Annotated in this window: 14 protein-coding genes; 6 read left to right on the forward strand and 8 right to left on the reverse strand. The window is 61.6% G+C overall.

The features are described 5' to 3' along the window. Positions 1-212: 212 nt before the first annotated feature. The gene (locus AC0L2Y_RS05440) at positions 213-1745 is read left to right on the forward strand and encodes a helicase HerA-like C-terminal domain-containing protein (RefSeq protein ID WP_473554415.1); all 1533 of its coding nucleotides are present in this window, start codon (positions 213-215) and stop codon (positions 1743-1745) included. 195 nt (positions 1746-1940) lie between these two features. On the opposite strand, the gene AC0L2Y_RS05445 is transcribed toward AC0L2Y_RS05440, so the two are convergent. The 3 genes from AC0L2Y_RS05445 to AC0L2Y_RS05455 form a co-directional block, all read right to left on the reverse strand. Beyond that, a complete protein-coding gene (locus tag AC0L2Y_RS05445; RefSeq protein WP_473554417.1) occupies positions 1941-3173 on the reverse strand; it encodes a serine hydrolase domain-containing protein in 1233 nt (410 codons plus the stop codon). Between the two features lie 292 nt (positions 3174-3465). Continuing rightward, the gene (locus AC0L2Y_RS05450; protein WP_473554419.1) at positions 3466-4290 is read right to left on the reverse strand and encodes a L,D-transpeptidase; all 825 of its coding nucleotides are present in this window, start codon (positions 4288-4290) and stop codon (positions 3466-3468) included. A gap of 185 nt (positions 4291-4475) precedes the next feature. Then, positions 4476-5138 (reverse strand): haloacid dehalogenase type II, encoded by a 663-nt coding sequence (locus AC0L2Y_RS05455; protein ID WP_352827015.1) that lies wholly within the window; start codon positions 5136-5138, stop codon positions 4476-4478. 151 nt (positions 5139-5289) lie between these two features. Here AC0L2Y_RS05455 and AC0L2Y_RS05460 point away from each other — a divergent pair, with 151 nt between their 5' ends. From AC0L2Y_RS05460 to AC0L2Y_RS05475, 4 genes are all read left to right on the forward strand, one after another. Further along, positions 5290-6168 carry a branched-chain amino acid aminotransferase gene (locus tag AC0L2Y_RS05460; RefSeq protein ID WP_292658468.1) on the forward strand — a complete coding sequence of 293 codons (879 nt, stop codon included), beginning with the start codon at positions 5290-5292 and terminating at the stop codon, positions 6166-6168. Positions 6169-6275: 107 nt separating this feature from the next. Then, positions 6276-6872: a superoxide dismutase gene (locus AC0L2Y_RS05465; RefSeq protein ID WP_023677850.1), complete on the forward strand. Its 597-nt coding sequence runs from the start codon at positions 6276-6278 to the stop codon at positions 6870-6872. 175 nt (positions 6873-7047) lie between these two features. Next, complete coding sequence (locus tag AC0L2Y_RS05470; RefSeq protein WP_352490827.1) at positions 7048-7491, forward strand: c-type cytochrome; 444 nt, start codon at positions 7048-7050, stop codon at positions 7489-7491. 9 nt (positions 7492-7500) lie between these two features. Further along, entirely contained in the window at positions 7501-8451 is a 951-nt protein-coding gene (locus AC0L2Y_RS05475; RefSeq protein WP_473554421.1) for a cytochrome c, read from the forward strand. A gap of 12 nt (positions 8452-8463) precedes the next feature. Here the strand turns inward: AC0L2Y_RS05475 and AC0L2Y_RS05480 are convergent, their stop codons facing one another. The 3 genes from AC0L2Y_RS05480 to AC0L2Y_RS05490 all read right to left on the reverse strand — a co-directional run bounded on the left by AC0L2Y_RS05480 (position 8464) and on the right by AC0L2Y_RS05490 (position 11825). After that, complete coding sequence (locus AC0L2Y_RS05480; protein ID WP_352862724.1) at positions 8464-8847, reverse strand: SET domain-containing protein; 384 nt, start codon at positions 8845-8847, stop codon at positions 8464-8466. A gap of 144 nt (positions 8848-8991) precedes the next feature. After that, positions 8992-9618, reverse strand: coding sequence for a LysE family translocator (locus AC0L2Y_RS05485; protein WP_473554423.1), 627 nt, complete (start codon positions 9616-9618; stop codon positions 8992-8994). An 80-nt stretch (positions 9619-9698) separates the two neighbouring features. Then, positions 9699-11825 (reverse strand): S9 family peptidase, encoded by a 2127-nt coding sequence (locus tag AC0L2Y_RS05490; RefSeq protein WP_473554425.1) that lies wholly within the window; start codon positions 11823-11825, stop codon positions 9699-9701. 675 nt (positions 11826-12500) lie between these two features. On the opposite strand from AC0L2Y_RS05490, the gene AC0L2Y_RS05495 reads away from it, so the two are divergent. Next, positions 12501-12926, forward strand: a complete 426-nt coding sequence (locus AC0L2Y_RS05495) for a Ros/MucR family transcriptional regulator (RefSeq protein WP_023677844.1) — start codon at positions 12501-12503, stop codon at positions 12924-12926. Positions 12927-13028: 102 nt separating this feature from the next. Here AC0L2Y_RS05495 and AC0L2Y_RS05500 read toward each other — a convergent pair whose 3' ends face one another. Further along, on the reverse strand, positions 13029-13457 hold the full coding sequence (locus AC0L2Y_RS05500; RefSeq protein ID WP_352490832.1) for a SufE family protein: 429 nt from the start codon (positions 13455-13457) through the stop codon (positions 13029-13031). A 112-nt stretch (positions 13458-13569) separates the two neighbouring features. Then, positions 13570-13938 (reverse strand): DUF5330 domain-containing protein, encoded by a 369-nt coding sequence (locus AC0L2Y_RS05505; RefSeq protein ID WP_473554427.1) that lies wholly within the window; start codon positions 13936-13938, stop codon positions 13570-13572. Positions 13939-14127 lie beyond the last annotated feature (189 nt).

Genomic DNA, 14127 nt, shown 5'->3' on the forward strand with positions numbered 1-14127 from the left:
ATCACAATGCAGCACACATGCCGTGCAACACGCCTTTCGTGACGGCGACCGTCAATCGATTGCCAAACATGGGCAGGTTCCGCAAGCTCCAAAAGCCATTTTCAACGACGCCCATTGTCGCTGCGCAATGGCCTCACTATACCTGCGGCGGGGCTCCCTTTTCTTCAAGGGATCAGGGCATTCAACCCTATAGGTTTGCGGAGACCGGACAAATGGCCGACGATACCAGTATCTTCATGGGAGCCAGCCGCAAGCCGGACGACAGCTATCAGCGGCCCGAACAGCTTTTGCTGCAGTATGGCAATCGTCACGGCCTGGTCACCGGCGCGACCGGCACCGGCAAGACGGTGACCCTGCAGATATTGGCCGAGGGTTTCTCCAATGCCGGCGTGCCGGTATTCTGCGCCGACATCAAGGGCGACCTGTCGGGTATCGCCATGATGGGCACAGCGCAGGATTTCCTGGTCAAGCGGGCCGAGCAGGTCAAGCTCGATCCCTATGAATTCCAGGAATTCCCGGTCATCTTCTGGGATCTGTTCGGCGAGCAGGGCCACCCGATCCGCGCCACCATCTCGGAGATGGGGCCGCTGCTTCTGTCGCGGTTGATGAACCTTTCCGAAGCACAGGAAGGCATCATGAATATCGCCTTCCGCATCGCCGACGAGGAAGGCCTTCTGCTGCTCGACCTGAAGGACCTGCAGTCACTGCTGGCCAACATCGCCGATCGCGCCGAAGAGATCGGCGCCCGCTACGGCAACGTGACGAAACCTTCGGTCGGTGCCATCCAACGCACGCTGCTGGTCCTGGAGCAGCAGGGCGCTGCCAATTTCTTCGGCGAGCCGGCATTGCGGATCGCCGATATCATGCGCACCACGCGCGATGGACGCGGCGCCATCAGCGTGCTCGCCGCCGACAAGCTGATGATGAATCCGCGGCTCTATGCGACGTTCCTGCTGTGGCTGATGTCGGAACTGTTCGAGGAACTGCCGGAGGTCGGCGACCCGGACAAGCCGAAGCTGGTCTTTTTCTTCGACGAGGCACACCTTCTGTTCGACGACGCGCCGAAAGTGCTGATCGACCGCGTCGAACAGGTGGTCCGGCTGATCCGCTCGAAAGGCGTCGGCGTTTATTTCGTCACGCAAAATCCGCTGGATATTCCTGAAACGGTGCTGGCCCAGCTCGGCAACCGCGTGCAGCACGCACTTCGTGCCTACACCCCGCGCGAACAGAAGGCCGTCAAGACGGCGGCCGAGACGTTCAGGCCCAATCCCGATTTCGACTGCGCAACCGTGATCACGCAGCTCGGCACCGGCGAGGCGCTGGTCTCGACGCTGGAAGCCAAGGGCGTGCCGTCCATGGTGCAGCGGACGCTGATCCGCCCGCCGTCGTCGCGCCTTGGCCCGATCACGCCCGAAGAGCGCCGCAAGCTGATCGCCGAGAGCCCGGTTGCGGGACAGTACGACCAGACCATCGACCGCGAATCTGCTTTCGAGATGCTGCAGAAAAAGGCCAAGGACGCCCAGGAGGCGCAAGCCCAGCAGCAGGAGAGCGGCCGTTCGCGCTGGACCATTCCCGGCTTCGGCAATGACGATCCCCAGCCGACCGGCGGCCGCCGCGCGCCGCGGCCCTCCAACCGCCAGACGGTGGCGGAGGCGGCGATCAAATCAGTCGTGCGCTCGGTCGGCTCGTCGATCGGACGGGCGATCGTGCGGGGTATTCTGGGGAGTTTGGCCAGGGGGCGGTGAGGCAGGGCGAAGGTCGGATTCGCGCCATGAACCCGTCGCGATGCATATTAGTGAACGATCGAAATGGGCCGTGAGCGGACAGGCAGTTCAGGCTGCGGTTCCTGAAGAGCGGACATTCAGGTTGCGCGGCACCGTCTCGACCACGGCCCAGCCTGCCGGCGCGAAGTTGCTCCGCGCACTTTCTGTTGACCTGTCTCAGGCCCCCGTCAATGCGCCATGGACGAGTGCGCGCAGCTCTTTGCGCACCGGAATGGCGCTCGAAGGCAGCAGTTGCGTGAAGAGAATGACAACCAGGTCGTCGACCGGACTCACCCAGAAGAAGGTGCCTGCCGCCCCGCCCCAGCCATAGTCGCCCACTTGCGCCGAAATTTGTGCCTTAGCCGGATCGAGGACGACTGAGCCCAACAGACCGAACCCGACGCCTTCAAACTGGGTTTCGGCCCAAACTTCGGTTGCCATGGAGGCAAGATCTCCCGGTAGGTGATTGCGCGCCGCCAATTTCAAAGTGCGGGGACTGAGAATGCGTTCGCCGTTGAGTTCCCCTCCAGCCCGCAGCATTTCGGTGAACCGCCAATAATCGTCGATGGTTCCGACGAGCCCGCCTCCGCCGCAGAACGTATCAACCTTGCCTTGCCGCCATTCGGAAACCTGCGGCGCTTCGTGCAATGCCATGCCGCCAGCCGTAGCCTCATAAAGCGGGGGAAAACGGCTGATCTCAGACTCCGGCACAGAGAAGCCGGTGTCGGTCATGCCGAGAGGCTCGAAGATGCGAGTCGCGAAGTACTTGTCGAGCGTCATTCCGGAAACGACTTCCACGATGCGGCCGATGACATCGGAGCCGGTGCTGTATTGCCACTTCGTGCCCGGCTCCCATTCCAATGGCAGCTCGGCGATCCTGCGCACCATCTTGTCGAGCCCACCGTAAGCAAGGGCGAGGCCAAGTTTTTCTTTTGCATAAGCTTCACCGAGCAGTCGGGGGTTCGTAAAAAGGCTTAGGCCAGATGTGTGGGTCAGCAGATGGTGGATCGTTATCTTCGTTTTGGTGGGCACTGTTTGGTCCAGCGAGGTTGCGCCCGGTATCAGAAGTTGCCCGTTTTTGAATTCCGGCAGGTAAGCTTCGACCGGATCGTCGAGATGCAGGCGCGCCTCCTCGTACAGCATCATCAGCGCGACTGCGGTGACAGGCTTGGTCATCGAGTAGATCCGGGCGATGAGGTCGCGGTGCCAAGGCCGCTTGGCTTCGACGTCGGCGTGCCCGGCGCAATCGAAAAAGGCGAGTTCTCCATGACGCGCAATGAGCACCGCACCGCCCGGCCAGCGGCCGGTGTCGGCATATCGCTGCATCCATCGCTTCAGTCGCGCCAGCCGCGCCTTGTCGAAGCCGAGGTCCGCAGGAACACGAGTCGGTTCACTACTAAGTTGACTCATCGCCCAAATGCTCTGTCGCAAACGAAGGCTCTTTGGACGATCCTGCGCTCTTCCGGGATTATTGCCAATAGCTGCCTGCTTGACCTCCACTGAAGCTGCAGACGACGTCTGTTCTCAGGAATCCCAAATGCGGTCCCCTGGGGCAGACTTGGGCGCAGATCTGCCGTTGGCACGCTGACCGCGGAGCCGCGTTCGGGTGGTAGATTGCCATAGCGCAAATCCGATGGCTCAGGCAGCTATCTAACCGGAACCACCAGGAGCGAGGAAGATCCCGCCCGCGCTTTCGATCAACTCAGAAGATCGAATTTGTGATCGATTTTATCGGGCCGAGCAGGATCGATCCTTCCGGCACGCCGGCGTCGATCGGGATGGCTTTGCGGTTTGCTGTCGCCACCATCGGCTGGCCGATATCGGCCGTCACCACGACCGGGGTCTTGTTCGGCACACGATCGTAGAGATCGATTATGTCCTGGTTCATCAGGCGCACACAGCCCGACGACACCGACTTGCCGATCGACCGCCATTCCGGCGAACCGTGCAGGCGGTAGAGCGTGTCCTGGTTGCCCTGGAAGAGATAGAGCGCCCGCGCGCCAAGCGGGTTCTTGAGCCCGCCGGGCATGCCGCCATTATCGGCGCTGTAGGGTTTCAACTCCGGCTGCCGCGCTATCATTTCGTCCGGCGGCGTCCATTTCGGCCATTTCTGCTTCCATTGGACCACGGCATCGCCCGACCATTCGAAGCCGGCGCGGCCGAGCCCAACGCCATAGCGGATCGCCTGGCCGCCCGGGCGCACCAGGTAGAGGAAGTGATTAGTCGTGTCGACGACGATGGTGCCCGGCTGCTGCCCGGTCGGATCGTCAACGATCTGGCGCAGGAACTGCGGGTCGATCTTGTCGACCGGTATGGCCGGCAGCTCGAAGCCGCCATCCGACATCGGCCCATACATCGTCACATAGTCGCCGAGCGCCGGCTCGACATAGGTCGGGGGCGGTGGCTCGACCGGCTGTTGCGACAGCGTTGTGCAACTGGAGGCCGCGACCGAGGCGGCGCCAAGGGCGGCTGCGTTGAGGAAACCGCGACGGCTAAGGCGCAGAGAGGACGACGGGAGTGTGAACATGATTGCCTTTTTTAAGTCTCAAATCGCAACAAAGCATAAATGCATCCGGTTGCGCGCCCGGTCACGCAGGGTGCTCGAGCAATGCCCGGCGCGATAGGCGGTTCCAATTCTGGCCGCAGGGTGGACAAACAAAGGCAAAGCTGTGACTGGACCGTCACTGTTGCGTCGAGGCAACATTTCCGGTGTCACCCCCCGGCGACCAGACCTTCAAGGGACGGCAAGATCAGGGCCGGTGGAAAATCCCGGTATTCCTCTGGCTGATTGGCGCGGTTGATCCACACCGTCCTGAAGCCGAATTTGGTGGCGCCGGCGACGTCCCAGCGGTTGGATGACTGGAAAGAGACAGCGCCTGGATAGAGGCGCCAGCCCGTGGTGACCATGTCGTAGACCGACGGATCGGTCTTGAAGCGCCTGACGCTGTCGACGGAAAAGACGTCGTCCAGGACCTGGTCGAGCGCGGCGGACTTGACGGCCGCCTCCAGCATTTCAGGCGAACCGTTGGACAGGATCGCCAGCCTTGCCCCCGAAGCCTTGAGCGCCTTGAGCACGGCCGGCACCTCCGGATAGCAGTCCAGCCGCCAATACGCCTCGAGCAGCTTCGCCCTCAGCCCGGCATCCGCGGATGGAACCTTGCGCAGGGCGAAGTCGAGGGCCTGCTCGGTGAGCTGCCAGAAGTCGGCATAGGCCCCCATCAGCGTCCTGACCCAGGAATATTCCAGCTGCTTGGCGCGCCAGATATCGGACAGCAACTGGCCGTCCGGCCCGATCTGGTCGGCGTGACGGCGCACGGCCGCATGCACGTCGAACAGCGTGCCATAGGCGTCGAAAACGTAAGCCGCGAACTGCATCCGACAGTTTTGAGGCCGCGTAAGGCAAGGCGCAAGCGCTGATTGCAGTCCGCCAGCCCGCTGGCCTCAACAAATCTCAGCCAAGCCGGTTGACGGCGGCCGCCAAAGCATCTTCCAATGCGCCGCAACAAGCATTGGACGGAACCTGGCAATGACACTGGCGACTGCGGCGCAATCCGCGACATGGACCTTCGTCGACGGCGACTGGTACGAGGGCAACGTTGCCATTCTAGGGCCGCGCAGCCACGCCATGTGGCTCGGCACCAGCGTGTTCGACGGCGCCCGCTGGTTCGAGGGCGTCGCTCCCGATCTCGATCGCCATGCAGCGCGGGTAAATGCCTCGGCGATCGCGCTCGGCCTGAAACCGACGATGAGCACCGACAAGATCGTCGGCCTGACCTGGGACGGGCTGAAGAAGTTCGACGGCAAGACGGCGGTCTACATCAGGCCGATGTATTGGGCCGAGCATGGCGGCTATATGGGCGTGCCGGCCGACCCGGCCTCGACTCGTTTCTGCCTTTGCCTCTACGAATCGCCGATGATCTCGCCGGCTGGGTTTTCGGTGACGGTGTCGCCGTTCCGGCGCCCGACCATCGAAACCATGCCGACCAACGCCAAGGCCGGCTGCCTTTATCCCAACAACGGCCGGGCCATTCTCGAAGCCAAGATGCGCGGCTTCGACAATGCGCTCGTGCTCGACATGCTGGGCAATGTCGCCGAGACCGGCACCTCGAATATTTTCCTGGTGAAGGACGGCCATGTCCTGACGCCGGCGCCGAACGGCACCTTCCTGTCCGGCATCACCCGCGCGCGCACCATGGCCCTGCTGGGCGAATACGGGTTCACGACGACGGAAAAGACGCTGTCGATCCGCGATTTCCTGGAGGCAGACGAAATCTTTTCGACCGGAAACCACTCGAAAGTCGTGCCGGTCACCCGTATCGAGGATCGCAATCTGCAGCCCGGACCGGTGGCCAAGAAGGCGCGCGAACTCTATTGGGAATGGGCGCATTCGACTTCGCCCGGCTGACCCGCTAAAAAGCGGCCGGCGCTTCGTTTCCGGAGTTGTTCCAGACCAATCCAGTCCTATGTTAGTCCGGTATCGACACCGGATTTTTCCACGAGGGAGTACGACCGATGGCTTTTGAATTGCCCGCCTTGCCCTATGATTACGAGGCTTTGCAGCCTTACATGTCCAAGGAAACGCTGGAATATCACCACGACAAGCACCACAAGGCCTATGTCGACAACGGCAACAAGCTGGCCGCCGAGGCGGGCATGGGCGATTTGTCGGTCGAAGAGGCCGTCAAACAGTCCTTCGGCAAGAATGCGGGGCTCTTCAACAATGCCGCCCAGCACTACAATCATATCCATTTCTGGAAATGGATGAAGAAGGGCGGCGGCGGCAACAAGCTGCCGGGTGCATTGCAAAAGGCGGTCGACAGCGATCTTGGCGGCTACGACAAGTTCAAGGCCGACTTCATCGCCGCCGGCACCACCCAGTTCGGCTCGGGCTGGGCTTGGGTCTCGGTCAAGGACGGCAAGCTGGCGATCTCGAAGACGCCGAACGGCGAGAACCCGCTCGTCCATGGCGCGACGCCGATCCTCGGCGTCGATGTCTGGGAACATTCCTACTACATCGATTATCGCAACGCCCGGCCGAAATATCTCGAAGCCTTCGTCGACAGTCTCATCAACTGGGACTATGTGCTCGAACTCTACGAAAAGGCCTGATCCGTTCCAGAAAAGCCCCGGCAGAACCGGGGCTTTTCTTTTTCAGCATCAGAACGACAGCTGCAAAAATTTCACGCAAGCGTGAGGCGAAGCGTCGGAATTTTTAAGCCATCCTTGCCGTTTGTTATCGGGGTGGGACCGCATCCTGAATTGCCTTCAACATGGAGCCAAGTGAATGAGAAAGCTTATCCTCGCCATCTCGATGCTCGCCTTCGCCGGTTCGGCGGCATTTGCCGACCCGGTCGCCGACCGGCAGGCCCTGATGAAGGAACGTGGCAAGATCGCCGCCGGCTTGTCGAAAGTGGTCAAGGGCGAGACGCCCTACGACGCAGCTTCGGTACTGACGGCGTTGCAGGCACTGCAGGCCAATGCCGAGAAATTCCATGCCGGCGTCGACACGCTTTTCCCGGCGGGCAGCGACACCGGCGACACCACGGCGTCCCCAAAAATCTGGCAGGACATGGCCGGCTTCAAGACGGCTGAAGGCAAGTACCTCGCCGACGTCAAGGCGGCGGTCGCCGCAGCACCTGCGGATGCCGACGCGTTGAAGGCGCAGTTCAACACCATCGGCGGCGGCTGCGGCAACTGTCATCAAAACTACAGGGTGAAAAAAGGCTGATAGCGGGCAATGCGCTTGCTGAAGAAACTTGTCGGCACCGCCCTCGTTCTGGGCGGCGCGGCCGCGATTGCCGGCTGGTTCCTGTCGGCTCCGGTCAGGCTCGATGCCGCAACGCTGGCTGAGCTTGGTCCTGGCGACGCCGCCAGGGGCAAGCGCATCTTCTACGCCGGCGGCTGCACATCCTGTCATGCCAAGCCCGGCTCGCAAGGCGACGCCCGCCTTCAGCTGGTCGGCGGCCTTGAACTCAAGACGCCATTCGGCACCTTCGTGCCGCCGAACATCTCGCAAGATACCAGGGACGGCATCGGCGCCTGGTCGGTCGAGGACTTTGCCAACGCCATGCTGAAGGGCGTGTCACCGTCGGGCGAGCATCTCTATCCGGCATTTCCCTATACTTCCTACGCGGCCATGAAGCCGGCCGACATTGCCGATCTCTATGCATTCCTCAAGACGTTGCCCGCGGTCGCCGGCAAGGCGCCCGCCAATTCGCTGGCATTTCCTTTCAACGTCCGACGCGGCCTTGGTCTGTGGAAGCTGCTCTATTTGAGTGATCAGCCGGTCGTTTCCTTTCCCGACGGCACATCGGATCCGGTGTTGACAGGCCGCTATCTGGTCGAAGGCCCCGGCCATTGCGGCGAATGCCACACGCCGCGGGACGTTACCGGCGGCACCAGGAAGAGCCAGTGGCTGGCAGGTGCCGCCGCCGCCGAAGGCAGCGGCATCGTGCCCAACATCACGTCGGGCGAGGGCGGCATCGCCGACTGGTCCGAAGCCGACATCGCCAACTATCTCGAAACCGGCTTCACGCCGGATTTCGATACGGTCGGCGGCGCGATGGTCGACGTGCAACGAAACATGGCCGTGCTGACCCCGGAGGACCGCACGGCGATCGCCGCCTATCTGAAAGCCGTGCCGCCGCATCCCAACGGCTATCCGGCGCGCAAGAAGCCGGCGAGCTAGCGGCTGTCCGGTCTAGCGGTCGCCGAGAAAGTCGAAGCCGGTTTCGAAGAAGTGATTGTAGTCGCAGGTCATTTCCTCGCCGGGCGCAATATCGCGCAAGGCATAGGTCTCCTCCGGCTGCGAGACGTCGCAATTCGGGTCGTCGGCATGGTTCATGTAGCGCGCATCGTCGGCCTCGAAGACGATGTAGTTCGGGTCGCGCCGGTCCGGGTAGGCGTAGCGGTCGAGATAGGTTTTCACCGGCCCGGTTTCCCGCTCGTAGGCTGCTACCTCGATGCGGCGGTCGTATTTCGGGTCGAGCTTCCAGACCAGCGTGCCGCGGGGAATGTGGTTTTTGGCAAAGACGCCGATGCCCTGGATGGGCGATTTGTCGAGATAGACATCGACGAGCAACATAGCAGATCCCTGGGTGATTGAGTGTTGGCGGCGACCGTGAAAAGGCCGCGCACTGGGTAGCGCGCGACCTTTGCAATTGCGAGCGGAAAATCAGCTGTGCCTGCTCAGTTTCCGAAGCTTCATACAGCGTCGCCTGTCGAGACCCTAGCGCTGTTGCAGCGCCAACCGAATGCCCAAGGCGCAATAGATGCCGCCGACAGCCTTGCCTTGCCATCTCAGCACCGTCGGGTTTCGGCGCAGGAAAGTGCCGAGGCCGCCCGCACCCACGGCGAAAACCACCGTGCTGACGAGGCCCAACAGAACAAAAATCACGCCCAATGTCGCCAGTTGAAGCATCACCGATCCGTTTTCAGGCCGCACGAACTGCGGAAGAAATGCAAGGAAGAAAAGCGCGGTCTTGGGGTTGAGAACCTCGGTCAAAACAGCCTGCCGAAATGCTTTGGCGGCGGGAATCGCAAGTGCGCCGGCGGCCGGATAGGCAGGCGTTTTCTCGATGATCGCACGAATGCCGAGATAAATGAGGTAGGCTGCGCCGATGTACTTCACGATGCTGAAAAGCGCCGCCGACGTGGCAATGATCGCCGAAATGCCGACGATCGCCATGAAGGTGTGAACCACGTCGCCGGCCGCGATCCCCGCGCCGGTCGCGATGCCAACCCTGGTTCCAGAACTGGTAGCCCGCGCCACGGTCAAAAGGGTGGCAGGACCCGGGATGAAGACAAAGCCAAGCACGACCGCGACATACGCAATCAGTGTGGTGAGATCGATCATTGGTGGCGTCTCCGCAACTCTGACCGCGAATGAAAGCCACGTCTCGGAACGGAAGGCAATGACCGCTCACCCCCGGGTGTTCACGCGGCAAGCTCGGCCTTGCCTGTCACCTTGAGCGCGAAGGCGTAGGTGAAGGCGATTTCCTCCAGCCGGGAGAACCGGCCGGAGGCGCCGGCATGGCCTGAATCCATGTTGATCTTGAACAGCACCGGATTCTCACCTGTCTTGCGGTCGCGCACCCGTGCCACCCATTTGGCCGGCTCCCAATAGGTGACGCGCGGGTCGGTCAGGCCGGCCAGCGCCAGGATCGGCGGATAGTCGAGTGCGGCGACATTGTCGTAGGGTGAATAGGCGGCGATGGTCCGGTAATCCTCCGCCGAGGCGATCGGATTGCCCCATTCCGGCCATTCCGGCGGTGTCAGCGGCAGGCTGGCGTCGAGCATGGTGGTGAGCACGTCGACGAAGGGAACCTCGGCGACGATGCCGCCGAAGCATTGCGGCGCCATGTTGGCGACAGCGCCCATCAGCATGCCGCCGGCTGAACCGCCCTGCGCGACGATGCGATCATGCGCGGTGTAGCGTTCAACGACGAGGTGCTGGGCGACCGCGATGAAATCGGTGAACGTGTTCATCTTGTTCGCTCGCTTGCCGTCGTCGTACCAGCCATAGCCCTTGTCCTTGCCGCCGCGAACATGGGCTATCGCGTAGACAAAGCCGCGGTCGACCAGCGAAAACAGATTGGTGTTGAACGCGGCCGGCACGGTGATGCCATACGAGCCGTAGCCGTAAAGCAGGCAAGGCGCCGACCCGTCGAGCGGCGTGTCGCGGTGATGGAGGAGCGAGATCGGCACCAGTTCGCCGTCGGCGGCGGGTGCCATCAGCCGGCGTGTGACGTAGTGTTCCGGGTCATGGCCGGACGGCACTTCCTGGGTCTTGAGCAGCACCCGCTCGCGGGTGTGCATGTTGTAATCGAAGACCTGCGCCGGGGTCGTCATCGACGAATAGGAAAAGCGTATGATCTCGGTGTCGTATTCGTAGGAGCCGGACAGGCCGAGCGAGAAGGCTTCCTCGTCGAAGGAGATCAGGTGCTCCTCGCCGCTCTTGCGGTCGCGCACCACGATGCGCGGCAGGCCTTCCCTGCGCTCGAGCCGGACCATGTGGTCCTTGAAGCCGATCACCGAAAGGATCAGCCGTCCCGCTTCGTGCGGCACCAGTTCCTGCCAGTTGGCGCGCACCGGATCTTGGGCCGGCGCCGTCATGATCTTGAAGTCCTTGGCGCCGTCGGCATTGGTGAGGATGAAGAAAATGTCGCCGCCTTCATCGAGCTCGTACTGCAGGCCGGTCTGGCGCGCCGCAACCAGCTTCGGCTCGGCGAACGGATCGTTGGCGCTCATGATGCGGTATTCCGAGGTCTCATGGTCGTTGATGCCGATCATGATCCACTCGTTGGAGCGCGTGCCGCCGACATCCATGAAGAAGCCGGGGTCGGTCTCCTCGTAGATCAGCCGGTCGTTTTCAGGACTGTCGCCAAGCGCATGGAACAGCACTTTGGAAGGACGGTGGTTGGGGTCGAGGCGGGTGTAGAAAAAACCGTCATTGCCGGCATCCCACACACCGCCGCCGCCGGTGTCCGGGACCCTGTCCGCCAGATCGTTGCCGCCGGCCAGATCGCGGACGCGCAGCGTGTAGAATTCGGAACCCTTGTCGTCGAAGGCCCAGAGCAGCTTGCTGTGGTCGTCCGAATGATCGACGCCGCCCAGGCGGAAATATGGCTTGCCCTCGGCCTCGGCATCGCCGTCGAGCAAGATCTGCTTGTCGCCGCCGTCGCGCGTCGTGCGGAAATAACGCGGCTGCTGGCCGCCAAGCTTGAAGGAGGAGCCGTAGGCGTAAGGCCCGTCCTTCATCGGCACGGAAGAATCGTCTTCCTTGATGCGTCCCTTCATTTCCGCGAAAAGCTGCTTCTGCAGTTGGACCGTATCGGCCATCAGCGCCGCCTGGTAAGCATTCTCGGCTTCGAGGTGGGCGCGGATTTGGCCGTCGAGCAGGGACGGATCCCTGAACATCTCTTGCCAATTGGTGGCCCTCAGCCACGCATAGTCGTCCGTCCGCCTCATGCCGTGATGTGTGTCGAAGATCGGCCGCTTCTCCGGCTGCGGCGGGGTGGCGGTCGGAAACGTGGCGGTCGGAAACACTGGGGTTTTGGTCATTGCGTCTCGCTGTGGAAGCTACTTGAATGGCGAATGAACACGCCGAGCAGCGCGGGTTCAAGGGCTATGATCTATTGTTGTGGTGGCTCGAGAGGACGGGCTGGAGGAGCGGATAACGAATATTTCTTCTCGGACTGCCGCGGTTCTCGCCGTCGCTGCGATGACCCCTGCCAGTGCCGGTCAATCTCATGCAACTGCCTTCGCGGCTTGGCAAGTGGCCGATATGGCTGGGTCTACGGAAATACATTACCCCATTTCAATGACACAGCGCACCGCACCGGCGACGGCTCGCGAGCAACAGTAACGCTTCGCAACCTATGATTTTACTGAATCCGCCGATCATTCAGGCTGTAATGCCGCCGGCAGGGTCAAGCATCGAACTCTATTTACCTGCTGCCGTTTGTGTAATGGCTGTTTGCCGCGGCGTCAGTCGATGCTGGTCTGACCAGAAAAAACGGCAAAGTTACACTTTGCACGAAAGAGTGAAGCTGAATATGGAAGATTTGACTTGTGTCGCTGAATAGACCGAAAGAAGCGAATTGACTTACTTGGCGGTCCGGCCCATTAAGATGCCGCGACGCGAATCGCGGAGGCTTTTTCCTGCACAAGTTCGCGCGATGCCCAACTATCGAAACGGGCGCAAACAGAAACAATTCTCGTTGGGGCCTGAACGCCATGGATATTACCGAAACACCTTCCAGAAACAGTGACGCGCTGATCGAGCTCACCGCCGACGTGGTGGCCGCCTATGTCAGCAACAATCCCGTACCGGTCGGCGAACTGCCGAACCTTATCGCCGATGTCCATGCCGCTCTCGGGCGCGTCGGCGGGGCCGCCGAGCAGCCGCCTGCCGACAAGCAGAAGCCGGCGGTAAATCCGAAGCGGTCGGTGCATGACGACTACATCATCTGTCTCGAAGACGGCAAGAAGTTCAAGTCGCTCAAGCGTCACTTGATGACCCACTATGATCTGACGCCCGACCAGTATCGTGAAAAGTGGAACCTGGACCCGAGCTATCCGATGGTAGCGCCCAATTATGCGGCCGCCCGTTCGCAGCTCGCCAAGAAGATGGGTCTCGGCCGCAAGCGCAAGGGACGCTGACAAGCGGCTCTTCCGGTTTGACACTCAAACGGCGCCTGCGGGCGCCGTTTCGTATTATGGGTCAAGGTCGAACCCGCTATGGTGCCGGCAACTGCCGTCCGGTCAGGCGGTCTGCTTCAACGCTGCTTCGGCATCACGCTTGATGCGCTTGACCATAGAGCGAAGACCATTGGCGCGCTGCGGCGACAGGTGCTCGTCAAGTCCGAGTGCCTTTAGCGTTGCCTCTGCGTCGGTCCTCTGGATTTCGCTGGCCGGCCGTCCCGAAAACAGCGCCAGCATGATGGCGACCAGGCCGCGCACGATATGGGCGTCGGAATCGCCCTTGAAGGTGACAACGGGGTCGGCACCTTCGCCCTGTTCGGTGGTCAACCAGACCTGGCTGACGCAGCCGGGCACCTTGTTGGCCGGTATACGTTGCTCGTCGGGAAACGGCGGCAGCGCTTCACCCAGTTCAATCACATAGCGATAGCGGTCTTCCCACTCGTCGAGCAGGGAAAAGTCCTCGCGGATGGTCTGGATCGTCGTCGTCATTCCCCGGATATAGTCATCCGGCGCTGCCACGTCACGGAAAAAGAGGAGAAACGCCGCAGGCGCCGAAAGCGGGTAGCCTTGCGGTCTGGCGATGGATTCGGCCGAAACCGTCTCAGTTCTTCGCCGGCAAGTGCAGTTTCGCCGGCAAATCGACTTTCGCTGGCAAGATGATTTCCTCGGGCACGCTGCCGGTAGTCGTCACCGTATCGGGTTCAGCGGCCTTGTCGTCCAGCATGGCGGCCGCGATCTTGGCGGTCTCCTTCGCCCGGGCGGTGATGGTGTGCATTGCCGATTTGCCGGTCTCGCACACGTCCGGCTTGCGCTCGCAGATGCCGGCGATGTCGCCGACGGCCTCGCGCGCCGCAAACAGCGCCTGGAGCGGCCCGACGCTTTCGCGGCCGGCATCATCGGCGCCGACACCCAGCGGGAGCGCCAGAAGCACCAGCGAAAACCAGAAAGCAGCTCTTATCAGAAAGCCCATCTGTCTGTCCTCTATGACGGTCATGCCTCCGAACCGCACAACCCCTTGTACCGCGACATTGGCACAGACGCGCAAAGGACGGCTTGTCCCGAAAGCAACAGTTTTCCTCAAATTTTAGGCAGATTCGAAACGAAGCGTTTTGAAGTTCATTAGCCTCGAAAGGCTCAAATTTTATTCAGCAAATGATAA

It is taken from the genome of Mesorhizobium sp. WSM4830 (genome assembly GCF_055811495.1).